This window comes from Micromonospora sp. NPDC049204, from assembly GCF_040647935.1.
In the GTDB taxonomy this organism is placed as follows: Bacteria; Actinomycetota; Actinomycetes; order Mycobacteriales; family Micromonosporaceae; genus Micromonospora.
Genome location: NZ_JBEZDC010000002.1, coordinates 237,155 through 262,851, shown reverse-complemented (window position 1 = coordinate 262,851; position 25,697 = coordinate 237,155). Strand labels below are relative to the sequence as shown.

22 protein-coding genes, 1 tRNA gene and 1 pseudogene are annotated in these 25,697 nt (G+C 71.8%); 6 read left to right on the top strand and 18 right to left on the bottom strand.

Annotated features, from left to right (window positions below):
* Nucleotides 1-135: 135 nt before the first annotated feature.
* Nucleotides 136-1,113, bottom strand: a pseudogene (locus AB0A90_RS04235) (hemolysin family protein); the annotation flags it as partial.
* 248 nt (nt 1,114-1,361) lie between these two features.
* Between AB0A90_RS04235 and galE the strand changes: the two are divergent.
* Nucleotides 1,362-2,294 carry a UDP-glucose 4-epimerase GalE gene (galE, locus tag AB0A90_RS04230; protein ID WP_357242361.1) on the top strand — a complete coding sequence of 311 codons (933 nt, stop codon included), beginning with the start codon at nt 1,362-1,364 and terminating at the stop codon, nt 2,292-2,294.
* The gene (gene galK, locus AB0A90_RS04225) at nt 2,291-3,460 is read left to right on the top strand and encodes a galactokinase (protein ID WP_357241386.1); all 1,170 of its coding nucleotides are present in this window, start codon (nt 2,291-2,293) and stop codon (nt 3,458-3,460) included. Before galE ends, galK begins: the two co-directional genes overlap by 4 nt.
* Nucleotides 3,461-3,586: 126 nt before the next feature.
* Here the strand turns inward: galK and AB0A90_RS04220 are convergent, their stop codons facing one another.
* The 8 genes from AB0A90_RS04220 to AB0A90_RS04185 form a co-directional block, all read right to left on the bottom strand.
* Nucleotides 3,587-4,840, bottom strand: coding sequence for a GTP-binding protein (locus AB0A90_RS04220; RefSeq protein WP_357242358.1), 1,254 nt, complete (start codon nt 4,838-4,840; stop codon nt 3,587-3,589).
* A 74-nt stretch (nt 4,841-4,914) separates the two neighbouring features.
* The gene (cysD, locus tag AB0A90_RS04215; protein ID WP_357241383.1) at nt 4,915-5,826 is read right to left on the bottom strand and encodes a sulfate adenylyltransferase subunit CysD; all 912 of its coding nucleotides are present in this window, start codon (nt 5,824-5,826) and stop codon (nt 4,915-4,917) included.
* Nucleotides 5,827-5,901: 75 nt separating this feature from the next.
* Nucleotides 5,902-6,732: an inositol monophosphatase family protein gene (locus tag AB0A90_RS04210; protein ID WP_357241380.1), complete on the bottom strand. Its 831-nt coding sequence runs from the start codon at nt 6,730-6,732 to the stop codon at nt 5,902-5,904.
* 135 nt (nt 6,733-6,867) lie between these two features.
* Nucleotides 6,868-7,461 carry an aminoacyl-tRNA hydrolase gene (pth, locus tag AB0A90_RS04205; RefSeq protein WP_357241377.1) on the bottom strand — a complete coding sequence of 198 codons (594 nt, stop codon included), beginning with the start codon at nt 7,459-7,461 and terminating at the stop codon, nt 6,868-6,870.
* Nucleotides 7,462-7,549: 88 nt separating this feature from the next.
* Nucleotides 7,550-8,239, bottom strand: coding sequence for a 50S ribosomal protein L25/general stress protein Ctc (locus AB0A90_RS04200; RefSeq protein WP_357241374.1), 690 nt, complete (start codon nt 8,237-8,239; stop codon nt 7,550-7,552).
* A gap of 334 nt (nt 8,240-8,573) precedes the next feature.
* Nucleotides 8,574-9,554 (bottom strand): ribose-phosphate diphosphokinase, encoded by a 981-nt coding sequence (locus AB0A90_RS04195; protein ID WP_030329105.1) that lies wholly within the window; start codon nt 9,552-9,554, stop codon nt 8,574-8,576.
* Nucleotides 9,555-9,612: 58 nt separating this feature from the next.
* The gene (gene glmU / locus AB0A90_RS04190; protein ID WP_357241371.1) at nt 9,613-11,172 is read right to left on the bottom strand and encodes a bifunctional UDP-N-acetylglucosamine diphosphorylase/glucosamine-1-phosphate N-acetyltransferase GlmU; all 1,560 of its coding nucleotides are present in this window, start codon (nt 11,170-11,172) and stop codon (nt 9,613-9,615) included.
* Nucleotides 11,173-11,282: 110 nt separating this feature from the next.
* Nucleotides 11,283-11,354, bottom strand: a tRNA-Gln gene (locus tag AB0A90_RS04185).
* A gap of 434 nt (nt 11,355-11,788) precedes the next feature.
* Between AB0A90_RS04185 and AB0A90_RS04180 the strand changes: the two genes are divergently transcribed.
* Together AB0A90_RS04180 and AB0A90_RS04175 are read left to right on the top strand one after the other, a co-directional pair.
* Entirely contained in the window at nt 11,789-12,754 is a 966-nt protein-coding gene (locus tag AB0A90_RS04180) for an acyl-CoA desaturase (protein ID WP_357241368.1), read from the top strand.
* A 221-nt stretch (nt 12,755-12,975) separates the two neighbouring features.
* Entirely contained in the window at nt 12,976-13,671 is a 696-nt protein-coding gene (locus AB0A90_RS04175; protein WP_357241365.1) for a TetR/AcrR family transcriptional regulator, read from the top strand.
* Between the two features lie 7 nt (nt 13,672-13,678).
* Here AB0A90_RS04175 and AB0A90_RS04170 read toward each other — a convergent pair whose 3' ends face one another.
* The 7 genes from AB0A90_RS04170 to AB0A90_RS04140 form a co-directional block, all read right to left on the bottom strand.
* Nucleotides 13,679-14,155 (bottom strand): DUF4383 domain-containing protein, encoded by a 477-nt coding sequence (locus AB0A90_RS04170; RefSeq protein WP_357241362.1) that lies wholly within the window; start codon nt 14,153-14,155, stop codon nt 13,679-13,681.
* Nucleotides 14,156-14,361: 206 nt separating this feature from the next.
* Entirely contained in the window at nt 14,362-14,817 is a 456-nt protein-coding gene (locus AB0A90_RS04165) for a DUF4383 domain-containing protein (protein WP_357241358.1), read from the bottom strand.
* A gap of 101 nt (nt 14,818-14,918) precedes the next feature.
* The gene (locus AB0A90_RS04160; protein ID WP_357241355.1) at nt 14,919-16,724 is read right to left on the bottom strand and encodes an ABC-F family ATP-binding cassette domain-containing protein; all 1,806 of its coding nucleotides are present in this window, start codon (nt 16,722-16,724) and stop codon (nt 14,919-14,921) included.
* A gap of 120 nt (nt 16,725-16,844) precedes the next feature.
* Nucleotides 16,845-17,795 (bottom strand): 4-(cytidine 5'-diphospho)-2-C-methyl-D-erythritol kinase, encoded by a 951-nt coding sequence (locus AB0A90_RS04155; RefSeq protein WP_357241351.1) that lies wholly within the window; start codon nt 17,793-17,795, stop codon nt 16,845-16,847.
* On the bottom strand, nt 17,792-18,376 hold the full coding sequence (locus AB0A90_RS04150; protein ID WP_357241348.1) for a Uma2 family endonuclease: 585 nt from the start codon (nt 18,374-18,376) through the stop codon (nt 17,792-17,794). The genes AB0A90_RS04155 and AB0A90_RS04150 overlap by 4 nt, the downstream gene beginning before the upstream one ends.
* A 32-nt stretch (nt 18,377-18,408) precedes the next feature.
* Nucleotides 18,409-19,278, bottom strand: a complete 870-nt coding sequence (gene rsmA, locus AB0A90_RS04145; protein WP_357241345.1) for a 16S rRNA (adenine(1518)-N(6)/adenine(1519)-N(6))-dimethyltransferase RsmA — start codon at nt 19,276-19,278, stop codon at nt 18,409-18,411.
* Between the two features lie 46 nt (nt 19,279-19,324).
* Nucleotides 19,325-20,224, bottom strand: a complete 900-nt coding sequence (locus tag AB0A90_RS04140) for a TatD family hydrolase (protein WP_357241342.1) — start codon at nt 20,222-20,224, stop codon at nt 19,325-19,327.
* Between the two features lie 101 nt (nt 20,225-20,325).
* Between AB0A90_RS04140 and AB0A90_RS04135 the strand changes: the two genes are divergently transcribed.
* Nucleotides 20,326-21,573: a hypothetical protein gene (locus AB0A90_RS04135; RefSeq protein WP_357241339.1), complete on the top strand. Its 1,248-nt coding sequence runs from the start codon at nt 20,326-20,328 to the stop codon at nt 21,571-21,573.
* A 45-nt stretch (nt 21,574-21,618) separates the two neighbouring features.
* Here AB0A90_RS04135 and metG read toward each other — a convergent pair whose 3' ends face one another.
* A complete protein-coding gene (gene metG, locus AB0A90_RS04130; protein ID WP_357241336.1) occupies nt 21,619-23,421 on the bottom strand; it encodes a methionine--tRNA ligase in 1,803 nt (600 codons plus the stop codon).
* 461 nt (nt 23,422-23,882) lie between these two features.
* On the opposite strand from metG, the gene AB0A90_RS04125 reads away from it, so the two are divergent.
* Nucleotides 23,883-24,752 carry a hypothetical protein gene (locus AB0A90_RS04125; protein WP_357241333.1) on the top strand — a complete coding sequence of 290 codons (870 nt, stop codon included), beginning with the start codon at nt 23,883-23,885 and terminating at the stop codon, nt 24,750-24,752.
* 26 nt (nt 24,753-24,778) lie between these two features.
* Here the strand turns inward: AB0A90_RS04125 and rsmI are convergent, their stop codons facing one another.
* The gene (gene rsmI / locus AB0A90_RS04120; RefSeq protein WP_357241330.1) at nt 24,779-25,627 is read right to left on the bottom strand and encodes a 16S rRNA (cytidine(1402)-2'-O)-methyltransferase; all 849 of its coding nucleotides are present in this window, start codon (nt 25,625-25,627) and stop codon (nt 24,779-24,781) included.
* Nucleotides 25,628-25,697 lie beyond the last annotated feature (70 nt).

The window sequence follows — 25,697 nt, the reverse complement described above, 5'->3', positions numbered from 1 at the left end:
TGTCGGGGTGCTGACCTCGGGTGGCGCGCCCGGACCGACCCGGCGCGTCGGCCCGTCCGGCAACCCGTGGCGCTGTCCGGCCACCGTCTCCCGCGCCGGCCCGACACGGTGCTCGCGGCGCTGCTCGGTGTCCTGCTCGCGGCGCTGCTGTTCCGGCACCCGGACGGCGGAGACCGCGAGCCGGGCCACCCGCCGGCCGTCCAGCGCGAGGACCCGCAGCAGCCAGCCGCCCGGGGGAGCGGCCGGATCCGGCCCGCCGACGTCGGCCGACTCACCGGACACCGGCACCTCGTCGCCAGTGACCGGCAGCCGACCCAGCGCCGCCATCACGAACCCGCCGACCGTCTCGTACGGCCCGGCGGGTAAAGCCACCCCGGTCCGTTCGGCGAAGTCAGCGAGGTTGAGGCGGCCGTCCACCACGGCCGGCAGGCCGGTGTGCACCGGGTCCGACGTGGTGTCGTACTCGTCGCGGATCTCGCCGATCAACTCCTCGATGAGGTCCTCCAGCGTGACGATGCCGGCGGTGCCGCCGTACTCGTCGACCACCACGGCCAGGTGCTGGCCTTCCCGGCGCATCTCGGTCAGCGCGGGTAGCACCCGTTTGCTTCCGGGAAGTCGCTTCACCTCCCGGGCCAGTTCGCCGACGGTGGCACACGAGTCGGCGTCCGGCCGCAGCAGCACGTCCCGGAGGTGCACGAAGCCGACCACGTCGTCGTGGGTGCCGTCGGTGACCGGGTAGCGGGTGTGCGTTTCGGCGCGGACCAGCCGGGCGGCCTCGGCGATGGTGAGCCGCGCCGGGAGGAAGACGACCTCGGTGCGCGGCATCATCACCTCGCGGATCAGGCTGGCGCCGGCCACCAGGACCTCGTCGATGATCCGCCGTTCGTCCGGGTCGAGCACGGTGTTCGCCGCGACCAGGTCCCGCAACTCGGCCTCGGTGATGCGCTCCCGGCCGGCCGCCGGTCCGGCGCCGAGCAGGTCGGTGACGAGTCGGGAGGCGCCGTCGGCGGTGCGGACCAGCACGCGGGCGACGGCTCGGGCGAGCGGCCCGGGGTCGCGGCGGGGCCGCACCCGCACGCGTCGCCGGAGCCCGGTACGGGCCGCTTCCCGCATGACAGAGATGGTAGACACCGTTCGCTCACCGCACCGGGGATCGGGCGGAGCGGACCGCATATGTTCGGGTCTGTTTAATCATGAGAGTTTATGATGGAATGAGGATGGCGGTGCCGTCGGTACGGGCACCGACCGCCACCCTAGGGTGATCAGCGAAGGCCCCGTCCCGGGCGGGCCAGGCAGGAGGCAACGACGTGAAACTGCTCGTCACCGGGGGGGCCGGCTTCATCGGCAGCGTAGTGACCCGGATGCTGCTCGACGCGGGTCACGAGGTGGTCGTCCTGGACGACCTGCGCACCGGGCACCGCGAGGCGCTCGCCCCGGACGCGACCCACGTCGAGGCGTCCATCCACGACGCCGCCCGCGTCCTCACCGCCGACGCCGGCTTCGACGGGGTGCTGCACTTCGCGGCCCTGATCGCCGCCGGCGAGTCGATGGTCAAGCCGGAGCTGTACTGGCAGAACAACACCGTCGGCACACTCGCCCTGATCGACGCGGTCCGGGCCGCCGGGGTGCCCCGGATGGTCTTCTCCTCCACCGCCGCCGTCTACGGCAACCCCGCCGAGCTGCCGATCCCGGAGAGCGCGGTCAGGGCACCCACCAACACGTACGGCGCCACCAAGCTCGCCGCCGACATGGTGCTCACCTCCGAGACGATCGCGCACGGGCTGGCCGCCGTGTCGCTGCGCTACTTCAACGTGGCGGGCGCCCACCTCGACGGCGACGTCGCGCTCGGCGAACGACACGACCCGGAGACGCACCTGATTCCGATCGCGCTGGAGGTCGCCGCGGGCCGGCGGGAGAAGCTCCAGCTCTTCGGCGACGACTACCCCACCCTGGACGGCACCTGCGTCCGCGACTACATCCACGTCGCCGACCTGGCCCGCGCGCACCTGCTGGCGCTGGGGGCGGCGCCCAGCGGGCAACACCGGATCTACAACCTGGGCAACGGCAACGGCTTCACCAACCGCCAGGTCGTCGACGTGGTACGCGAGGTCACCGGGCACCCGCTGCCGGTCGAGGTGGCCCCGCGCCGCGAGGGAGACCCGGCCGAGCTGGTCGCCTCCTCCGCGTTGGCCCGCGACGAGCTGGGCTGGGTGCCGCAGAAGCCGACCCTGCACGACATGGTCGGCGACGCCTGGGCCTTCTACCGCACGCACATCCTGGAGCAGCAGCCGTGACCGACCCCACGCGCGCCGTGGAAGACCGGGCCGCCGCCGGCTTCACCACGCAGTACGGCGGCCAGGCCGCCGGCCGCTGGGCGGCTCCCGGCCGGGTCAACCTGATCGGCGAGCACACCGACTACAACGAGGGGTTCGTGCTGCCCTTCGCGCTGCCGTTGCGTACGGTCGTCGCCGCCGACCGGCAGGACGCGGAGCAGTGGACGGTCTGGTCCGAGCTGTCCGGCGAGACGATCACCTTCGGGGCGGACGACGTCGCCGAGGCGGGTCGGGTGACCGGCTGGGGCGCGTACGTCGCCGGGGTGGTCTGGGCGCTGCGCGAGGCCGGTCACCGGGTTCCGGGCGCACGGCTGGCCATCGCCTCCGATGTACCGCTGGGCTCCGGCCTCTCCTCCTCGGCGGCACTGGAGTCGGCGGTGCTGGCCGCCCTGCTCGACCTGGGTGGGCTGGAGCTGCCCGCGGAACTACAGCCCCGGCTGGCGCAGCGGGCGGAGAACGTCTACGTGGGCGCGCCGACCGGGATCATGGATCAGTCCGCGGTGATCCGCTGCCGTGCCGGGCACGCCCTGTTCCTGGACTGCCGCGACGAGTCGGTCGAGCAGATCCCGTTCGACCTGGACGCCGCCGGGCTGGCGGTGCTGGTCATCGACAGTCGGGCGCCGCACCGGCACGCCGACGGTGAGTACGCTGCCCGCCGCCGCTCCTGCGAGGCCGGGGCCAGCGCGCTCGGCGTCCCCGCGCTGCGGGACGTGGGCGTCGACCAGCTCGACGCCGCACTGGCTCAGCTCGACGACGAGGAGACCCGCCGACGGGTCCGGCACGTTGTCACCGAGGACCAACGCGTACTGGACACGGTGGCTCTGCTGCGCGCGGCCCGGGTGCGCGACATCGGCCCGCTGCTCACCGCGTCGCACGTCTCCATGCGCGACGACTTCGAGATCACCGTGCCGGAGATCGACACGGCGGTCGAGGCGGCGTTGGCGGCCGGCGCGCTGGGCGCCCGAATGACCGGCGGCGGCTTCGGCGGCTGCGTCCTGGCCCTGATCGAAGCCGACCGCGCCGACGAGGTCACCGCCGCCGTCGAGGCCGCCTACGCCGAGCGAGGTTTCACCGCCCCCGGCACCGTGACGGTCCTTCCCTCCCCCGGCGCCACCCGCCTGCCGTAACCCTGCCCACCCACACCCACTCGGGTTGATCAAGAGGTTTGCGTCAAAATCCGGGCTCGGACTGACACAAACCTCTTGATCACCGGACGGATGGACAGGGGCTGGGGTGGGTTGGGGTGGGTTTGGTTAGGTGGCTTCGACGATCATGGCGGCGCCCACCGTGCGGTTGGTGGCCTCGTCGATGATGACGAAGCCTCCGGTGGTGCGGTTGCGCCGGTACTCGTCGGCGAGCAGCGGCACCGTCGTCCGCAGCCGCACCCGGCCGATCTCGTTGAGCCGCAGTTCGTCGGCCGACTCGTCGCGGTGCAGCGAGTTGATGTCCAACCGGTAGTGCAGCCCGCGCACGATCGCCCGCGCCGACCGGGTGGTGTGCTTGATCGCGTACCGACCGCCGACCCGCAACGGGGCCGTCTCGTCCATCCAGCAGACCATCGCCTCGATGTCCTGGGCCACCGCCGGCGCGTTGTTCGGCCGGCAGATCAGGTCACCCCGCGAGATGTCGATCTCGTCGGCCAGCCGTACCGTCACCGACATCGGCGGGAACGCCTCCGCGACCGGCCCGTCGGCGGTCTCCACGGCGGCGATCCGGCTGGTGAAGCCGGACGGCAGCACCATCACCTCGTCACCCGGCTTGAGCACGCCGGAGGCCACCTGACCGGCGTAGCCGCGGTAGTCGGTGACCGTGGTGGACTGCGGACGGATCACGTACTGCACCGGGAACCGGACGTCGACCAGGTTGCGGTCGCTCGCGATGTGCACCCGCTCCAGGTGGTGCAGCAGCGACGGGCCTTCGTACCAGGGCATGTTCTCCGAGCGGGTGACGATGTTGTCGCCGCGCAACGCGGAGACCGGCACCACGGTCAGGTCCGGTACGTCGAGCTTCGCGGCGAACGCGGTGAACTCGTCGGCGATCCGCTCGTAGACCTCCTGCGACCAGTCCACCAGGTCCATCTTGTTGACACAGAGGACCAGGTGCGGCACCCGCAGCAGCGAGCACAGGAACGCGTGCCGGCGGGACTGCTCGACCAGGCCCTTGCGGGCGTCCACCAGGATCAACGCCAGGTCCGCGGTCGACGCCCCGGTGACCATGTTGCGGGTGTACTGGATGTGCCCCGGGGTGTCGGCGATGATGAACTTGCGGCGCGGGGTGGCGAAGTACCGGTACGCCACGTCGATGGTGATGCCCTGCTCCCGCTCGGCCCGCAGACCGTCGGTGAGCAGTGCCAGGTTCGTGTACTCGTCACCACGGGCCGCGCTGACCGCCTCCACCGCGGCCAACTGGTCGGTGAAGAGCGACTTGGTGTCGTAGAGCAGCCGACCGATCAGTGTCGACTTGCCGTCGTCCACGCTGCCGGCGGTCGCGAAGCGCAGCAGGTCCATCGCCCGGGCCTCCGGCCCGGCCCCGGTAACAGCCCGGGCCTCCGCATCCGCGGACGCCGCGATCTCGGTGCTCATCAGAAGTAGCCCTCCCGCTTGCGGTCCTCCATGGCGGCCTCGCTGACCCGGTCGTCACCACGGGTGGCGCCGCGCTCGGTGATCCGGGTGGCCGCCACCTCCTCGATGACCTTCTCCACGGTGTCCGCGTCGGAGCGGACCGCCGCGGTGCAGGAGGCGTCGCCAACGGTGCGATAGCGCACCTGCGCCTTGAACCGCTCCTCACCCGCGCGGGGTCGGAAGAACTCGTTCACCGCGTAGACCATGCCGTCGCGCTCGATCACCTCGCGCTCGTGCGCGTAGTAGATCGAGGGCAGCGGGATCCGTTCCCGGGCGATGTAGTGCCAGACGTCCAACTCGGTCCAGTTGGACAACGGGAAGATCCGGATCGACTCTCCGGGGTGGTGGCGGCCGTTGTACAGCGACCACAGCTCCGGCCGCTGGTTCTTCGGGTCCCACTGGCCGAACTCGTCGCGGAAGCTGAACACCCGCTCCTTGGCCCGAGCCTTCTCCTCGTCGCGGCGGGCACCGCCGAACAGCGCGTCGAAGCGGTGTTTCTCTACCGCGTCCAGCAGCACCGGCGTCTGGATCCGGTTGCGCATCCCGTCGCCGGACTCCCGGACCATGCCGCTGGCCAGCGCCTCCGGCACGCTCGCGACCACGAGCTGCAACCCCAGCTCGGCGACCCGCTGGTCGCGGTATTCCAGGACCTCGGGGAAGTTGTGCCCGGTGTCGACGTGCATGACGGGGAAGGGGATGCTGGCCGGGGCGAACGCCTTCTGCGCCAACCGCAGCATGACGATCGAGTCCTTGCCGCCGGAGAAGAGCAGCACCGGGCGTTCCATCTCGGCGACCACCTCGCGCATCACGAAGATGCTCTCCGCCTCCAGGGCGTCCAGGTGGGAGACCCGGTAGGCGGCGGGGGTGGTCATGACACCGGCTCGATTCGCTCGCTCATCCGATTTCCAGACCTTTCCGGTCGGACATGTCAAGAAAGTGCGCTCAGGCTACCCGGAATGTCTTTGCAGCGCTGCAAGCAACCGGTTGGCGAGATCCTTGCGACAGACCAGCAGGTCCGGCAGGCGCGGATCCGCCTCGTTGTATTTCAGCGCAGAACCATCGATCCGGGAAGCGTGCAGTCCGGTGGCCGTCGCCACAGCCACCGGGGCCGCCGAGTCCCACTCGTACTGCCCACCCGCGTGGATGTACGCGTCCACCTCGCCGGTGACCACGGCAGCGATCTTCGCGCCGGCCGAGCCCATCGGCACCAGATGCGCCCCGACGTCCTCGGCCAGGTCGGTCAGGAAGACGGGCGGCCGGCTCCGGCTGGCCGCCAGGCGGATCTTCCGCTCGCCGGCCGTCGCGGCCTCCACCGTCATCGGCGGGTACGCCGGCGGGTAGTCCGTGCCCAGCACCCGGTGCTGCGCCGGCAGCCCCACCGCCCCGGCGACCAGCCCGTGTGGACTCGGCGCGCTACGCGCCCAGAGCGCCACGTGCACCGCCCAGTCGGAGCGGCCCTCCTCGGAGAACTCGCGGGTGCCGTCCAACGGGTCGATGATCCACACCCGGTCCGAGGTCAACCGCGACACCGCCCCGGCGTTCACCTCCGCTGCCCAGGCCAACCGCGAGCCCTCGTCCTCCTCGGAGAGCACCGCGTCGCCCGGCCGCCACTTCGCCAACTCCGTGCGGATCAGGTCGTGCGACACCTTGTCCCCGGCCGACTTCAGCGCGCCAGTGTCGGCGAAGCCCATCTCGGCGCGCAGGTCGAGCAGCGCCTGCCCCGCGCGGGACGCCAACCAACGGGCGAACGCGCCGTCGATCATCGGAGGACTGGTCATCTGCCCGCTCCTGTCGCCTCGCCGCGACCCGTGCCCGCACGGACCGATTCGCCGCGACCCGCGTCGGCAGGCGCGGCACGCCGAAAGGCGCAGACTACCGGCCAACCGTTTCGGATCCGGTACGCCTCGCCCGGCTCAGCCCCCGTGGTAGAGGTTCTGCGTCGGCTCCACGCCCTTGACGATCACCGACTCCACCACGTCGGCGGCCCGGTCGACCAGGAAATCCAGCTCCTTGCGCTCCGCCGTGCCGAAATCCGACAGCACGTAATCCGCCGGGTCCTGCCGCCCCGGCGGTCGGCCGACGCCGAACCGGACCCGGGCGTAGTCCTTCGTCCCCAACGACTTCGACATCGAGCGCAGGCCGTTGTGCCCGCCCTCACCGCCGCCGAACTTGATCCGCACCTGACCGAAGTCGATGTCCAGCTCGTCATGGACCGCGATCACCTGCGTCGTCGGCACCTTGTAGAACTGGGCCAGGGAGGCCACCGGCCCGCCGGAGAGATTCATGTACGTCAGGGGCTTCGCCAGCACCAGCTTCGGCCCGCCGAATCCCAGCCGCGCCTCGGCGACCTCGGCCACCGCCCGCTTGTGCCGGCCGAACCGCGCGCTCAACCGCCCGGCCAGCAGGTCGGCCACCATGAACCCCACGTTGTGCCGGTTCCCGGCGTACTCCCGACCCGGGTTGCCCAGGCCGACCACCAGCCACGGTCCCGCCGCCTCGTCCGTCACGACCCGTCCCTTCCGACGCTCATCCCACCCGATACGCCGACAGGCGCCCCCGAAGGTCCGGGAGCGCCTGTCGCAAAGCTGGAACTGATCAGGCCTCGGTACGCGCCTCGGTGGTCTCGCCGCCCTCGGCGGTGTCCGCACCCTCGGAGCCCTCGGTGGTCTCGCCAACCTCGGCCTCAGCCTCGTCGGTGGCCACCTCGACCTCGGGCAGCGTCGCCTCGAGCTGCTCGGCGGTGGGGGCAGCGGTCACCGATGCGACGGTCAGCTCCGAGTCGGCGACCAGCTCGACGCCGGCCGGCAGCTCGACGTCGGCGGCGGTGACCTGGCTGCCCGCCTCCAGGCCCTCGATCGACGCCTCGAGGTGGTCCGGAACCTTGGTGGCGTCCGCGGTCACGGAGAGGGTGTCGTGGTCGTGCACGATCAGGGTGTCGCGGGCGGCCTCGCCGGTCAGCTGCACCGGAACGTCGACGGTGACCTTCTCGCCCCGGCGGACCAGGATCAGGTCGACGTGCTCGAAGGTGTCCCGGATCGGGTCCCGCTGGATCGCCTTCGGCAGCGCCAGCACCTGGGTGCCGTCGGTGATGTCGATCGCGAAGAGCTGGTTGGCACCGCCCTTGCGGATCGCCGCGGCGAACTCCCGCGACGGCAGCGCGATGTGCTTGGGCTTCTCGCCGTGACCGTAAAGCACGGCGGGCACCAAGCCGGCCCGGCGGGTACGGCGGGCACCACCCTTGCCGAACTCGGTGCGGGGCTCGGCGCTGATCTTTACCTCGGACACGGGGAAACTCCTGATGCTTTTCGCTGCGGCGGCTTGTCGTCTTGCGGTGCTGGGGCGAGGGGCTCGCTGGGGCTCATGCGTCATGAACGACTGCCCGGAGCACCGCGTCGATGACGGTGCCTCCGTGCGGCGCTTTTCAGCGGCCCGCCGGGCACCCTCGCCGTGGCAACCGCACCAGTCTACCCGAGCTGTTTCCAGGGTTTCCGGCAGTCCCCGTTCACGGCTCCAGACCGGCGCGTCGACGGCGTTCCCATCGGCGTGCCAGCCCCGTTTCCCACCAGACTGCCAGCTTTGTACCCGTCGGCGCGTCGAATGACGAAACGGGGCGCACCCCTCAGCTCAGGCCACCGAAGAGGGTGGTCACCGACCCGTCGTCGAAGACCTCCCGGATCGCCCGCGCCAGCAGCGGCGCGATCGACAGCACGGTCAGCTTGTCCAACTGCTTCTCCGGCGGCAGCGGCAACGTGTTGGTCACCACGATCTCGCTGATCGAGCTGTTCTTCAGGCGCTCCGTGGCCGGGTCCGACAGCAGCGCGTGGGTGGAGGCGACCACGATCTCCGCCGCCCCCGACTCCTTGAGGATGTCCGCGGCCTTGGCGATCGTGCCACCGGTGTCGATCATGTCGTCGACGATCAGGCAGACCCGGCCCTCCACCTCGCCGACCACCCGGTTCGCCACGACCTGGTTCGGCTTCATCGGGTCGCGGGTCTTGTGGATGAACGCGAGCGGGCAACCGCCCAGCCGGTCGGTCCACCGCTCGGCCACCCGCACCCGGCCCGAGTCCGGTGCCACCACTGTCATCGGCCGGCCGGCGTACTTGTGCTCCACGTACTCGGCCAGGATGTCCATCGCGAAGAGGTGGTCCACCGGGCCGTCGAAGAAGCCCTGGATCTGTGCGGTGTGCAGGTCGACGGTGAGGATGCGGTTGGCGCCCGCGGTCTTCAACAGGTCCGCCACCAGCCGGGCCGAGATCGGCTCCCGGCCGCGGTGCTTCTTGTCCTGCCGGGCGTACGGGTAGAACGGCAGCACCACGGTGATCCGCTTGGCCGACCCCCGCTTCAGCGCGTCCACCATGATCAGGGTCTCCATGACCCAGGTGTTCACCCCGTGCGTGACGGACTGCACCACGAAGGCGTCCGACCCACGCACCGAGTCCTTGAACCGTACGAAGATCTCGCCGTTGGCGAACTCGTAGGCGTCGGCCGGCGTCGGCGCGACGCCGAGCACCTCGCCGATCTCCTTGGCCAACTCCGGAAAGCCACGTCCGGAAAAGAGCATCAGGCTTTTGCGGTTTTCGGCGACGATGCTGCCCATGGGCCCGTCTGCTCCCGTTTTGTCGGCGGTACCCGACCCGGTGGTGGTGGGTCGGGGACTATTCGGTTGCAGTATCTCCCGCGCCGGATGTGCCGCCCACCGTCTCGGTCACCCCGTGCATTGCCTCACTGTCGCTTGCGGCGCCGGCCCCCTCCGACGCACCCTTCGCGTCGCCGGAACGCCGCGCACCCTTCGCGTCGCCGGCCCGCTGCGCGGCCTCGGCCGCCGGCGTACCGGCCCGCCGCTTCGCCACCCAGCCCTCGATGTTGCGCTGGCGCGCCCGGGCGACACCCATCGCGCCCGCCGGCACGTCGTCCACGATCACCGAGCCGGCCGCCGTGTACGCGCCGTCGCCCACCTCGACCGGCGCCACGAACATGTTGTCCGCGCCCGTCCGGGCGTGGCTGCCGATCACCGTGCGGTGCTTGTTGACCCCGTCGTAGTTGACGAAGACCGACGCCGCGCCGATGTTGGTCTGCTCGCCGATCGTCGCGTCACCCACGTACGTCAGGTGCGGCACCTTCGAGCCGGCGCCGATCTCGGAGTTCTTCACCTCGACGAACGTGCCGACCTTCGCCTTGTCGGCGAGCCGCGCGGCGGGCCGCAGGTACGCGTACGGCCCGACGCTGGCGCCCGCGCCGACCTCGGCGCCGACGGCGTGGCTGCGGACCACCGACGCGCCGGGGCCGACGATCGTGTCGACAAGCGTGACGTCCGGCCCGATCGACGCGCCCGCACCGACCACCGTCGCGCCACGCAACTGGGTGTTCTGGTCGACCACCGCGTCGCGGTCCAGGGCCACCGTCACGTCGATCCAGGTGGTCACCGGGTCGAGCAGGCTCACCCCGGTACGCATCCACACCTCGTTGACCCGGTCGCGCAGCAGCCGGCGCAGCGCCGCCAACTCCACCCGGTCGTTGCAGCCCAACGTCTCGACGTGGTCGACGGCCATGTGCACAGCGACCGGCTCACCCGCGGAACGGAGCAGGCCGAAGACGTCGGTCAGGTACTCCTCGCCCTGGTCGTTGTCGGTGGAGAGCTTGCTCAGCGCCTCGCGCAGCCGCACCGCGTCGAACGCGTAGATGCCGGCGTTGATCTCCCGGATCGCGCGCTGTGTCGCGTCCGCGTCGCGCTCCTCGACGATCTGCTCCAGGCGGCCGTCCGCGTCCCGGACGATCCGCCCGAGCCCGGTCGGGTCGGGCACCTCGGCGGCCAGCACGGTGGCCGCCGCAGCCGCCTCCTCGTGCGCGGTCACCAGCGCGCCGACCGTCTCGGGACGCAGCAGCGGCACGTCCCCGTTGATCACCACAACCGTGCCGGCGCCGTCCGGGACGGCCTCCAGCGCGATCCGCACGGCGTGTCCGGTGCCGAGCTGCTCGGCCTGGAGCACGGGCGTGGCGTCCGGAGCGACAGCGGTGAGGTGCTCCCGAACCTGGTCGGCGCCGTGCCCCACCACGACGACGGTCCGGTCCGCGGCCAACGGCGCGGCGGCGCTCAGCACGTGACCAAGCAGCGTCCGACCGAGCAGGGGGTGCAGCACCTTGGGCAGTGTCGACTTCATCCGCTTGCCCTCACCGGCGGCGAGTACGACGACGGTACGAAGGTGGGGCTGGGGCACGACGTGGCTCCCGTCGGGACGGCGGACACTTCCGCGGCCATGCTAGCCGCGAGGCCCGGCACCTTTCCCTCTTACCCCCACCTGACCCTAAAACGGACGTAGGTGGGCAGCTCGGCCGCCAGGGTTCGAACCTGAAATACGGGTACCAAAGACCCGGGTGTTGCCAATTACACCACGGCCGATCAGCGACGCGAGGGCATCGCGCGGGGGATGCTACCCCGCCGCTACACCTTAGCGCCCCGGTCGCCGGACGCCATCGCTCATCCCTCCGCCCCGGCGAGCGCTGATTAACCCAGCCCCACTGCGGTCGGGCCATCCAAGCCCTGAGCCACCGCCGCCATCACCCCGGCGATCATGGAGTTGTCGCCCAACACGCCGACGACACGCGCGGACAACTTCATGATCACCGCGTGGGGTGGGGGTGGGCGGGGTGGGGCGGGCGGGCTGTCCCCGCCGCACCCGGGGCACTCGGCCCACCGTCTACACGGCACTTGACCTGCGAGTTCGGCGAGCTGCGCGAGAGTTGTTCGAAACTTCCCCGTGCGATCTACCGGGCCGTAAGTTACGGTGACGTAGGCGTAGCTTCGTGATCGTCACCGTCCCCCTGCGAGGTCTCATGTCCACCACCCTGCTCGATCCGAACCCGGCCCCCAGCGGTCCGAAACCACTCACCGACGGCAGCCAGGCCCCCGGCATCCTGGCCGCCCTCTGGGCCTTCGTGGTGATTCCCTTCGTCGCCCTGCTGATCGCCGTGCCGGTGGCCTGGGGAGGCTGGCTGGGCTGGACCGACGTGGTCATCGGCCTGGTCTGGTACGTCGTCTCCGGGCTCGGCATCACCGTCGGCTTCCACCGCTACTTCACGCATGGCTCGTTCAAGGCCAAGCGCTGGCTGCGCGTGTCGCTGGCGGTGGCCGGGTCACTGGCGGTACAGGGCGAGATCATCCAGTGGGTCGCCGACCACCGGCGCCACCACGCGTTCTCCGACCTGGAGGGTGACCCGCACTCCCCCTGGCGCTTCGGCACCAGCTTCTGGGCGTTGACCCGGGGCCTGTTCCACGCACACGTGGGCTGGTTGTTCCGCCGAGAGCTGTCCAACCGGGAGCGTTTCGCCCCGGACCTCATCGCCGACCGGGACATCAGTCGGGTCGACCGCCTCTTCCCCGTGCTGGTGGTCATCTCGCTGCTCGGTCCGGCGCTGATCGGCGGCCTGGTGACCTGGTCCTGGCAGGGGGCGCTCACCGCGTTCTTCTGGGCCGGGCTGGTCCGGATCGGCCTGCTGCACCACGTCACCTGGGCGATCAACTCGGTCTGCCACGTCTACGGCGAGCGTCCGTTCGCGATGCGCCAGGGCGACCGCGCGTCGAACTTCTGGCCGCTGGCGATCCTGTCGTTCGGCGAGAGCTGGCACAACCTGCACCATGCCGACCCCACAAGTGCCCGGCACGGTGTGCTGCGTGGCCAGGTGGACATCTCCGCCCGGGTGATCTGGTTGTTCGAGAAGACCGGCGCGGCGACGCAGGTGCGCTGGCCGAAGCCGGAACGCCTCGCCGCGAAGCTGGTGAAGCCGGTCGCACCCCGGTAAAACCGGGCGGTACGCCGGGTTGCCGCCTGGCAGGATGGCCGGATGACCGAGCCACGCGGGGGGACCGGACGGCTCGGCAGACGGGGGTCGCACCCGATCCGGGTACGGTCGGACGGCGGCAGGGCGGCCGGACCGCCGGCCAGTGAGGCGACGACGTGAACGGGCACAGCGGAGGCACCATTCCACGGCAGGGCGTCACCGAGCGCCAGCGAGGCGGCGACATGCCTGAGGTCACTGATGGTGAGGGTGTCGGCGGCCGGCGGGTGACACCGCCGGTCCCGGCGCCAAAACCCAAACCCGCCTCCCGAGTCCGCATGTCGGCGGCCCAACGACGCGAGCAGTTGATCGCGACCGGTCGCCAGCTCTTCGCCGAGCGCGGTTTCGACGCCACCTCCATCGAGGAGGTGGCGTCCCGCGCCAAGGTCTCCAAACCTGTGGTGTACGAGCACTTCGGCGGCAAGGAAGGTCTCTACGCGGTGGTGGTGGACCGGGAGGTCCGGGCCCTGCTGGACCGGATCACCACGGCATTGACCGCCGGGCACCCGCGGGAGCTGCTGGAGCAGGCGGCCTTGGCGCTGCTGACCTACATCGAGGAGGAGACCAGCGGTTTCCGGGTGCTGGTCCGCGAGTCGCCGCTGATGTCCGGCACGGCCACCTTCAGCAGCGTGATGAACGACGTCGCGCACCAGGTCGAGCACATCCTGGGCGCCGAGTACAAGAGCCGGGGGTACGACCCGAAGCTTGCCGAGCTCTACTCGCAGGCGCTCGTCGGCATGGTGGCGCTGACCGGCCGCTGGTGGCTGGAGGTGCGCAAGCCGCGCAAGGAGACGGTGGCGGCACACCTCGTCAACCTGGCCTGGAACGGGCTGTCGCACCTGGAGGCGAAGCCGACGCTGATCACCGCCCGGCGGCACTGACCAGTCGTCAGCGTCGGTGCACGTCGGCCACCGGGTGTTTGCGGTTCGTCAGCTCCGCCTCGGCGTGTTCCGGTGGGCCGATCTTGTCGTACAGGCCGGTGCCCAGCAGGATCAGGCCGAACAGCATCGACACGATCACCGTCGACATCGAGAAGTTGAGGAAGTTCGCACCGGTCTGCAGCACCGACATCATCAGGATGCTGGTCACCAGGAACACCACGCCGGCCGTGAGGTTCATGTAGTGGCCGAGGTTGGTGCGCCGGGACGCCCCGATGATCAGGACGACTCCGAAGACCACCGAGGCGAGTGAGAAGGCCAGGTTGGTACGCAGCCCGAGGGCCCAGGTGCTGCTGCGATCGAACAGCGGGTCGCCGATCGTCTCGGCGACACCCCAGACGCCGAAGACCAGGATGTAGACGCCGATCAGACCGGAGAGGACCCGGTAGAGCGGCCGTGCCGGATGGTTAACCGGAAAGTGCGGCATACCCAACCCCCTGATTGACCGTTTCAGGAGGAATTGTCACCCAAGGTAAGACCAACTGTCCGAAGAACCCCAAAGCCGAAAGGGTCCGCCAAAGGCTGGACCCGGTCAGGTTTTCGCCGGAGCCCGAGCTGCGCAGGGATCAAGCCTGACCGCCCGGAGCAGCTCGGGCTCCGGCGAAAACCCACAACCGCAACCAAGCAACAAACTCAGAGAACGAGCCGAGCCTTCCGGAAAGCCTCCGCCTCGTCCTCCGACCCGACCTTGCCGTACATCCCGACCATGAGCAGCACCAGGGCGACGGTCATCACGACCATGACGGTGACGATGCTGAAGTTGAGGATGTTGGCGTCGGTCCGGATGAAGGCGAGGCTGGCCAGGCTGATCACCATCAGGGCGTACGACAGCCACTGGTTGATCGCCACGTCGATGTTGCGGCCGAGCGCGATGCCGACCAGCACGACGAGCCCCAGCAGCACGCTGAGCAGCGAGAAGCCAAGGTTCGTGCCCTGGCCGAGGACCCGGGTGTCATCCTGGGCGAGGATCTCGTTGCCGGTGCTCGCGATGATGCCGAGCACACCGAAGACCACCAGGTACAGACCGGTCAGCCCGCCGATCGCCCGGTAGATCGGCCGCGCGGGGTGGTTGACGGGGGTGTGGGCCATGTCTGAGTCTCCAACGCCGTGGGGTAGGTGTCGCCGACGATTGTCCCGCATGTGGCGGTGTGACGCCGCACACGGCCCCCGGGCCGGTGCGTCCGGCCCGGTCAGCTCTCGGGAAGCTCCTCGGCGAGCGTCATCCAGGTTTCCTCGATCCGCTCCCGCTCGGCGCGCAGATCCTTGAGCTGAGCGTCCAGGTCGGCGACCCGGGCATAGTCGGTGGCATCCGCCGCGAGTTGGCCGAGCAGGGTGGTCTCGCGCTGGTCGAGCTTGCCGAGCTGCCGTTCCAGGCGGGACAACTCCTTGCGGGCCTGGCGGACCTCGGCGGCGGACATGCCGCCTCCCGAGGCGGGCGCGGAGGTCGAGGTCGAGGTGACGCCCGCCCGCGAGAAGCCGGCTCGCTCCGCGGTCCGGGCGAGGTATTCGTCGACCCCGCCCGGCAGGTGCACCAGCCGGCCGTCGCCGAACATCCCGTACGCGGTGTCGGTGACCCGCTCGATGAGGTAGCGGTCGTGGCTCGCCACGATGATCGTGCCGGGCCACGAGTCGAGCAGGTCCTCCAGCGAGGCGAGGGTGTCGGTGTCCAGGTCGTTCGTGGGCTCGTCGAAGAGCAGCACATTGGGCTCACCGGCGAGCAGCCGCAGCATCTGCAACCGGCGGCGTTCGCCACCGGAGAGGTCACTGACCGGGGTCCAGAGCCGCCGGTCGTCGAAGCCGAACACCTCGGCGAGCTGCGCGGCGGAGACCTCCCGGTCGCCGAGCTGCACCCGGCGGGCGACCTCCTCGACGGCTTCGAGGACCCGCAGGTGCCCGGGCAGCTCGCTGAGCTCCTGCGACAGGAACGCGGGCCGCACGGTGGAGCCGGTGCCGAGGCGACCACCGTCGGGGCGGGTGATGCCGGCGAGCATCCGCAGCAGCGTGGTCTTGCCGGCGCCGTTGGCGCCGAGGATGGCGATCCGGTCTCCCGGGCCGACCAGCCAGGTGACGTCGCGCAGGATCTCCTTCGGGCCGGCGTGCAGCTCGACGTTCTCCAGGTCGTACACCTGCTTGCCGAGCCGTGAGGTGGCCATGCGCTGCAGCGACATGGTGTCGCGCGCCGGCGGCACGTCGGCGATCAGCGCGTTCGCGGCGTCGATGCGGAACTGGGGCTTCGACGTCCGGGCCGGCGGTCCACGGCGCAGCCAGGCGATCTCCTTGCGGAGCAGGTTCTGCCGGCGGGCCTCGGTGGCGGCGGCGACGCGCTCGCGCTCGGCGCGGGCGAGGGTCCAGGCGGCGAAACCACCCTCGTAGGCGCGGACGGTCTGGTCGGCGACCTCCCAGGTGTTGGTGCAGATCGCGTCCAGGAACCACCGGTCGTGGGTGACCACGACCAGGGCTCCCTTGCGCCCCACCAGGTGCCGGGCCAGCCAGTCGACACCGCCGACGTCGAGGTGGTTGGTGGGCTCGTCGAGGATGAGCAGGTCGGAGTCGCGAACGAGCAGCGCGGCGAGCGCCACCCGTCGCCGTTCGCCACCGGACATCGGGCCGACCGGCTGGTCGAGGCCGAGGTGCGGCATGCCGAGGCCGTCGAGGATGCCCCGGACACCGGCGTCGCCAGCCCACTCGTGCTCGGCGCCCATGCCCTCGTTGAGCCAGGCGGTGCCGAGGACCACGTCCCGGACGGTGGCGTCGGGCGCGAGGGTGAGCTGCTGCGGCAGCCACAACACGCGGAGGTCGCGGCGGTGGGTCACCCGGCCGTCGTCGGGGTCCTCCTGCTTGGTGAGGAGCCGCAGCAGGGTGGACTTGCCGGCGCCGTTGAGGCCGACCACGCCGATCCGGTCGGCGTCGTCCAGGCCGAGCGAGACGTCCGTGAGCAGCCGCCCTGCCGCGCCGTACCCCTTGGACACCCGGTCCAGATTGACGATGTTCGCCACGTTCCACCCTTCATGATCAAGGCGTCCGGGTGCCGGCGGGCACCTGGACGCCTGCCTCAAGGGTACGCGGACGCCCCGGGCACCCGCGCCGCGCGCCCGCGGGCCGGGTGGGACGCGCCGTCAGCCGACCCGGGCGCCGGCGACCGGACCGTGCGCGACCCGCGCGTGACGGCACACGCCGGCAGCGGTCAGCTCGGCGGCGATCCGCTCCGCGTCGGCGGCGTCGGCGGCGAGGAACACGCAGGTCGGCCCGGAACCGGAGACGATGCCGGTGAGCGCGCCGGCCGCCTCACCCGCCTTGAGCGTGTCGGCCAACGCCGGGCGCATGGCCAGCGCGGCGTCCTGGAGGTCATTGCCGAGCATCCGGGCCAGCACCCGGGGGTCGCGCTGGCGCAGCGCGCCCAGCAGCCCGTCGGTGCTGCCCAACGGGTCACCGGCGGCGCCGGCGTCGCGGAGCCGATCCAACTCCCGGTACGCGGCCGGGGTGGACAGGCCGCCGTCGGCGAACGCCACCACCCAGTGCCAGGAGGTGGGGCGGACCAGCACCGGGCTGATCGCCTCGCCCCGGCCGGTGCCCAGCGCGGTGCCGCCGTAGATCAGGAACGGCACGTCGGAGCCCAGGTCGGCGGCGATCCCGGCCAACTCGTCGCGGGACAGCCCGGTGCCCCAGAGCGCGTCGCAGGCGACCAGGGCGGCGGCCGCGTCGGCGCTGCCACCGGCCAGCCCACCGGCGAGCGGGATCTGCTTGCGCAGGTGCAGTCGGGCGTGCGGCAGCACCCCGGCGTACCCGGCGAGAGCGTGCGCGGCGCGGATCACCAGGTTGCTGTCGTCGAGCGCCAGCTCGCCGGTGCCCTCGCCCTCCATGGTCAGGGCGAGCGTGTCGCCCCGGCGGGCCGTCAACTCGTCGTAGATCGAGATGGCGTGGTAGACGGTGTTCAGCTCGTGGTAGCCGTCGCGGCGCAGCGGACCCACCCCGAGGTGCAGATTGACCTTCGCGGGCACCCGGACCCGCACCGGCCCGATGGCCCCGAGCCGCTCGTCCTCGCCGTCCGGTCGCCAGGCCTCGGTCACGGGGTGATGTCCCGCACGTGCAGGCGGATGTCGAACGGCTTGGCCACGATCAGCTCCTCGGCAGAGTCGGCGGCCAGCTCGTAGCGGCCGTCGACCAGGTCGTACGCGTACACGTGCACCGGATTCTGCTCGATCCGCCAGTAGTGCGGGATCCCGGCATCGGCGTAGTCCGCAGGCTTCTCCAACCGGTCCCGCCGACGCGTGCCGGGCGAGACGACCTCGACGGCCAGCATGACCTGCTCAGCATCGAAGTAGTGGCTGGTGCCAACGAGGGGACGGCGCAACAGCACCACGTCCGGCTCAAGGGTGTTGCGGTGGTTGATCGCCACTCCGATGGCGGTAGCTGGCGACAGATCCAGCGGGGCGTGCTGTCGCAGCCACATCCAGAGCAGGCTGCTGATGTTCTGGTGGTCATAGGTGGGGGAAGGGACCACGACGAGGACTCCGTCACGTAGCTCGACGCGGGGGGCGTCGTCGGGCAGGGCCAGCACGTCCTCGATGGTGTGGTTGGCCAGTCGCTGCCGGACCGGATCCGGACCCCATATCCCCTGGGCGGTGGGCTCGATCGGCTGCGCGGTCACTCGTACACCTCCTCGGCGGGCACGGCGTCAGCCTACTTCGCGGTACGCGTACCGGCCGGAGCCGACGCGGCGATGGCGGCGAACTGCTCGACGGTCAGCGACTCCCCCCGGGCGCCGGGGTCGACACCGGCCGCGGTGAGCGCGGCGGCGGCCCGGTCCGGGCCACCGGCCCAGCCGGCCAGGGCGGCGCGCAGCGTCTTGCGGCGCTGCGCGAACGCCGCGTCGACCACGGCGAAGACCTGCTTCCGGGGTACGTCGGCGCGGGGCGGCTCGTGGCAGGTGAAGGCGACCAGGCCGGAGTCGACGTTGGGCACCGGCCAGAACACGTTCGGCGGCACCTTGCCGGCGCTTCGCGCGTGGGCGTACCAGGCGAGCTTGACCGACGGGATGCCGTACACCTTGGAGCCGGGACCGGCGACGAGCCGGTCGGCGACCTCCTTCTGCACCATCACCAGGCCGTGCCGCAGGGTGGGCAGCACGGCGAGCAGGTGCAGCACCACCGGCACGGCCACGTTGTAGGGCAGGTTCGCCACCAGCGCCGTCGGCGGTGGGTCGGCCAGCTCGGCGGCGTCGACGCGCAGCGCGTCGGCGCGGTGCACGGTCAGCCGGCCGGCGTCCGCGCCGGCGTGCCGGGCGACGGTCTCCGGCAGCGCCCCGGCGAGCACCGGGTCGATCTCCACGGCGTGCACGTGCCCGGCGACCGGCAGCAGGCCCAGGGTCAGCGAGCCGAGCCCGGGGCCGACCTCCAGTGCCACGTCGTCGGGGGTCAGCCCGGCGGCGGTGACGATCCGGCGGACGGTGTTCGGGTCGTGCACGAAGTTCTGGCCCAGCTTCTTGGTGGGCGCGACGCCCAGCCGGGCGGCGAGTTCCCGGATCTCCGCCGGGCCGAGGAGACCGGTCATGGTTGGCAGCGTAGCGACGGGGTCGGGGCCGACCGTCGGGCCGGGCTCACCACGGGCCGAAGGCCCGGTCACCGGTGGCGGAGATGGCCGCGCACAGCTCGTCCAGGTCACTGCCGGTGGTCGCGGCGAGCGCGCGGACGGTGAGCGGGATCAGGTACGACGCGTTCGGCCGGCCCCGGTGCGGCGTCGGCGTGAGGTACGGCGCGTCGGTCTCCACCAGCAGTTGGTCCAGCGGGGTGAGCGCGGCGGCCTCGCGCAGCGCCGTCGCGCTGCCGAAGGTGACGGTGCCGGCGAAGCTCAACAGGTAGCCCCGGCGCACGCACTCGCGGGCGAACCCGGCGTCACCGGAGAAGCAGTGCAGCACCACCGTCTCCGGCGCGCCCTCGTCGTCGAGGATCCGCAGCACGTCGGCGTGGGCGTCCCGGTCGTGGATGACAAGCGCCTTGTCGTACCGCTTGGCGATGGCGATGTGCGCCCGGAAGCTGGCCTCCTGCGCGGCACGCCCCTCGTCGCCGGTCCGGAAGAAGTCCATGCCGGTCTCGCCGATCCCCCGGACCCGGTCGCGGGCGGCGAGGGACTCGATCTCCCGCAGCGCCTCGTCGAGGTCGGTCAGGCGGGGCGCCTCGTTGGGGTGCAGCGCCACGGTGGCCAGCACGGCGGGATACCTGTCGGCGGTGTCCGCGCCCCATCGCGAGGAGGCGACGTCGACTCCCACCTGGACCAGCCGGTCCACGCCGACCGTGGCGGCGAGCGCGATGGCCACCGCGACCGGGTCGTCGGCCGGGCCGCCGCCCGGCACACCGGCCTCACTGACCGTGATGTCCAGGTGGGTGTGGCTGTCCAGCACCGGCCGGGGCAGCGGCTCGGGGGCGGGCGGAAACTCTCCGGCCCGCCGGGCGGCACGCTCTCGACGGGATTCAGTGGGCTCGCTCATCAGCGACAGCATCACACACCGGGCCTGTCCATCTGCCCGCCACCCGACGTTCACCCCGACTACGCCGCGCGACTCTACCGTCGCCGCGTGAGCGAGCGAAGCGAGGCGGCGGCGTGAGCGTCACACCCCACGCGAGCGGCGCGGCCGAAGAACGCACCGGGCTGCACATGGCGTTCGGCGGGGGCGTCTACCCGGCCGAGGAGATCGCCCGGGGTGCCGCGTACGAGTTGTTCAGCGCCGACGAGGTGGCCGGCTTCGAGTGGGCGCCCCGACCGGGCAGCGCCCTGCCGTGGCACCGGTTCGTGCACGTCACCGAGGTGACCGCGGTGCACGGCGCCACGGAGCCCTCCGACGAGCCGGAGACGCCGCTGATGGTGCCCGCGCACCGCGAGCGGGGTTGGGCGTACCTGCACCAGCTCAGCCAGCAGCCCGCCGCGGCGGCCGATCCGACGCTGGCCGCGGCACGGGCGTCGGCGGTGGTCCGGCGGGGCACCCGGATGGTCAAGGTGCTCTCCGCCCAGCAACTCGCCGGGTACGTGCGGGGCTGGTTGCCGCACGGCTTCTGCTACCGCGAACACGACGTGGCGCACCTGCGTACGCCGGCGACGACGACGGTGCTGCGGACCGACGGTGAGGTCAGCAGGGACGGTCCGGAGGTGGCGTACGCGTTGCGCTGGCGGGCGTCCGACCCGGGCGACTACGACGTGCCGGTGGGTGAGGCGCACCGCGGCCTGACCGCGCTGGGATCCCGGGACCGGATCGGCGCGCCGGTGCTGGGCACGGGCTTCGTGCCGAGCAACGGTCACCTCATCCCGGAGTTCATCACCCGCGACTTCGCCGACCTGCCGATGCCGGCGAACGCCGCCCTGATCGCCTATCCGGCGGAGGGGGTGGAGGTGGTGCTCTACACCTACCAGGCCGAGCAGCGCGGTTGGCTGCGGATGGTGGGCCCGCAGTGGCGGCACCTGCTGGCCGCGGTGCCGGGCCTCTCCCCGGACCAGGAGTACGTGCCGAACGCCGACGCGCCGCGTTCCACCCAGCTTGTCGGTTGGTACGGCGACAGCGAGTACGAGGCGGTGGCCGACCTGCCCGGCGGGTTCCGGGTGCTGGCGAAGACCCGGGCGGCCCGTTACCCGGTGAGCGCGGTCGCCCGTCGGGTCCGGTTCGCCCAGTGGCGGGGCGTGCCGTGCCTGGTGCTGCGGGAGGAGGCCGGTTGGTTGCGGCTGCGGCTGCGCTACCCGAACCCGGACGCGGTGGTCGCGGCCGGTGCGCAGTGCCAGGAGCGGGGGGTCTACGAGGCTTGGGCGCCGGGCGCCGAGGTGACCGACGACCAGGTGATGGACGCCCGGTACGTGATGTGACGGCCCCGGGCGGCAGGATGACCCGCCGCCCGGGGCGTCGCGCGTTCAGTCGGCCAGCCGGGCCAACTCCTCGTCGACGATCGACGGGTCGAGCTTGCGGAACACCGGCTTCGGCGCGGCCAACGGCCGGCCCGACTCGATCGACACCGACTCCCAGCGCGCGCCGACGGTGTAGTCCCCGGTCAGCACCGGGTACGCCGGACCGCCGTCCAGGTCGTCGACCTGCTCGATGACCGGCATCGGCGCGTGTACGCCGGTGCCGCCGAGCAGCTCGTGCACCTGCTGCGCGGAGTGCGGCAGGAACGGGGTGAGCAGCGTGTTGGCGTCGCTGATCACCTGGAGGGCGACGTGCAGGATGGTGCCCATCCGGGGCTTGTCCGCCTCGGCCTTGAGCTTCCACGGGGCCTGCTCGGACAGGTACCTGTTGGCCTCGGCGACCACCTTCATGGCCTCGCCGATGGCCTGCTTCTGCCGGTGCCGGCCGATCAGGTCGCCGACCGTGGTGAACCCGGTCCGGGAGACGGCGAGCAGCGCCTCGTCGGCCTCGGTGAGCCCGGCCGGGTCGACCGGCGGGATCGCGCCGAAGTTCTTCGCCGCCATCGAGACGCACCGGTTGACCAGGTTGCCCCAGCCGGCGACCAGCTCGTCGTTGTTGCGGCGGAGGAACTCGGCCCAGGTGAAGTCGGTGTCGTTGCTCTCCGGACCGGCAGCGGCGATGAAGTACCGCAACGCGTCGGCGTCGTAGCGGTCCAGGAAGTCGCGAACGTAGATGACCACCTTGCGGGATGAGGAGAACTTGCGCCCCTCCATGGTCAGGTATTCGCTCGACACCACCTCGGTGGGCAGGTTGAGCCGGCCCAGCTGGCCCGGCTCACCGTCGCGGGAGCCCTCGCCGGAGTATCCGGAGAGCAGCGCCGGCCAGATGACCGAGTGGAAGACGATGTTGTCCTTGCCCATGAAGTAGTAGGAGCGGGAGTCCTTGCCCTCCCCGTCGGTCGACCACCACTTCCGCCACGCCTCCGGGTCGCCGGAGCGGCGGGCCCACTCGATGGAGGCGGACAGGTAGCCGATCACCGCGTCGAACCAGACGTAGATCCGCTTGTCGGACCGGTCCCGCCAGCCGTCGAGCGGGATCGGCACGCCCCACTCCAGGTCCCGGGTGATTGCCCGGGGCTGGAGGTCGTCGAGCAGGTTGCGGGAGAAGCGCAGCACGTTGGGTCGCCACCCGTCCCGGGTGTCCAGCCACTGCCGCAGCACCTCGGCCAGCGCGGGCAGGTCCAGGAAGAAGTGCTCGGTCTCGACGAACTTCGGGGTCTCCCCGTTGATCCGCGACTTGGGGTCGATCAGGTCGATCGGGTCGAGCTGGTTGCCGCAGTTGTCGCACTGGTCGCCGCGCGCGCTGTCGTACCCACAGATCGGGCAGGTGCCCTCGATGTAGCGGTCGGGCAGGGTGCGCCCGGTGGACGGGGAGATCGCGCCCATGGTGGTCTTCGGCACGATGTAGCCGTTGCGGTACATCCCCTCGAACAGCTCCTGCACCACCGCGTAGTGGTTGCGGGTGGTGGTGCGGGTGAACAGGTCGTAGGAGAGGCCGAGGCCGTGCAGGTCCTCGACGATCACCCTGTTGTACCGGTCGGCCAGCTCGCGCGGGGTCACCCCGTCGGCGTCGGCCTGCACCTGGATCGGGGTGCCGTGCTCGTCGGTGCCGGAGACCATGAGCACGTCGTGGCCGGCCATCCGCATGTACCGGGCGAAGACGTCGGAGGGAACGCCGAAACCGGAGACGTGGCCGATGTGGCGGGGGCCGTTGGCGTACGGCCAGGCCACTGCCGCGAGAACGTGACTCATGAGCAGCAAGCCTAGTGACCCGGCCGGGGCGACCGCGAACCAATAGGGGGTGCCGGGCCGACGGACCGGACCGACCACCCCGCCAATTGGTCCGATTTGTCGCCGACACGCGGCTCAACTGCCCGATCCGCCCTCCCGATCGGTGTGCAATGAACCTCGTGACTGGCAGACGAGCGGCGCGGGATCACGAGGACCCTCCCACCGGCCCGACGGTCGACGGCGACCCCGAACCGGCCGCACCCCGCGGTGCCGGGGTCGCGCCCCAGCCCAGGCCGGTGCCCGGTGTCGACCCGGCCTCCGCGCCGCGACCGAGCCCGGCCGCACGTCCGGGCGCTGCCACCCGTCCGAGCCCGGCCCCACGACCGGGCGCTGCCGCACGACCGGGCACTGCCGCCGACCGGCCGGCGGAACAGCAGCACACGCCGTCCAGACGGGCGGTCGCGCCGAGACGCGACGACGGCATGAATCTCACCGCCACCCCGGCCCGGCCCACGCCGGCCGCAACGCCCACCCCGTCCCGTCCGACCCCGGCGGCACCCGTACCCAGCCCAGCCCGACCCGACCCGCCAATCCCACCGGTCGGTGCGGAGGCCGTCGAGGTGGAGCCGACCACCGGGGCGCCGGTGGACGCGGTGCCGAGTCGGGTGCCCGTCCGGCAGCAGAGCAGCCGGGAGCGGGGCCTTCGGGCCGGCGGTGACCAACCGGACGACGACGGCGCCTTCTGGGCGCCGATCGAGCAGGTGCACTGGGACGGCACGCCGGTCCGGGAGGACCCGTCGCCGCAGCGCGACCGCGGCTCACGCCAGGCGCGACGGCGCGCGCCGAGCCGTGGCGTCCCACCGCCGGATCCGCTGCCCGGGCTCGCCGCGCTGGTTTCGCTGACCCTGGTCACGGCCTTCTTCGCCTGGGTCAGCGCCGGCCCGTTCTGGCTGGCGGTCGGGCACGCGCGAGCGGGCACCGTGGTGATCGCCGAGTGCACCGGCGGCGGGCTCACCCAGCGGTGCCGGGGGATCTTCACGGAACGGGACGGGCGGTTCGTCGCGCACGGGGTACGCGTCAGCGGCGTGCCCGCCGGGGCGGACGCGACCGGCACACCGCTACCGGCGCGGATGACCGGCTCCGACGGCGGTACCGCGTACGCGGACACCGGACTGGTCCGGCACCTGCGCTGGCTGCCCGGCCTGCTGGTGGTGCTGTGCTGCACCGCCGGCATCGTCCGGTGGACCGGGTCGGCCCGACTGCCCGGCCGCCGGCACCGCCGCTGGGCCGTGGCGGTCGCCGTCACCGGCCCGGCGCTGATCACCGTCGGCTTCCTGGTCGCCGCCTGGTGAACCCCGCCGTCCGCCCGGACCCTCGGTCAGCTGTGCACGATCGTGTAGACGTCCCGGCGGCGCAGCGCGTACTCGGTCGCGACGTCGGTGATGGCGTCGCGGCGGGACCGGCCGGCGGCCTCCCGCTCGGCGACCGCCGCGCGCAGGGTGTCGTCGTCGGGGCGCTCCGGTGCGGTCACCGGCGCCCCGGCCACCACCAGGGTGATCTCACCGCGCGGGTCGCCCTCGGCGGCCCACCGGGCCAACTCGCCGAGGGGGCGGCGGACGACCTCCTCGTAGGTCTTGGTGAGTTCGCGGCAGAGCGCGGCCGGCCGGTCCGCGCCGAACGTGTCGGCCAGGTCGGTGAGCGCCGCGCCGATCCGGTGCGGGGCTTCGAAGAAGACGAGCGTGCGTTCCTCGGCGGCGAGGGCGCGCAGCCGGGATCGGCGGGCGCCGGGGGTGCGGGGCAGGAAGCCCTCGAAGCAGAACCGGTCGCAGGGCAGCCCGGACACCGCCAGGGCGGTGGTGACGGCGCTCGGCCCGGGAGCGACGGTGACCGGCGCCCCGACGTCCAACGCGGCCCGCACCAGCCGGTAGCCGGGGTCGGAGACGCTCGGCATCCCCCCGTCGGTGACAAGTGCCACCACGTATCCGCCGAGGATGACCTCGACCAGCTCGGGCGTACGCCGCTCCTCGTTGCCCTCGAAGTAGGAGACGATGCGACCGCCGACGGTGATGTCGAGATCGCGGGCCAGCCGGGTGAGCCGGCGAGTGTCTTCGGCCGCGACGACGTCGGCGCTGATCAGCACCTCCCGAAAACGGGCCGAGGCGTCGGCGGGGTTGCCGAGCGGGGCACCGAGCAGGATCAGGCGCCCAGCTTCGGACATTTCACCCACGAATTCGTCTCCTTCATCGACAGCGAGTACCGGTATCGGGGACGACGGGCGCCACCGAGCACCTTGGCAG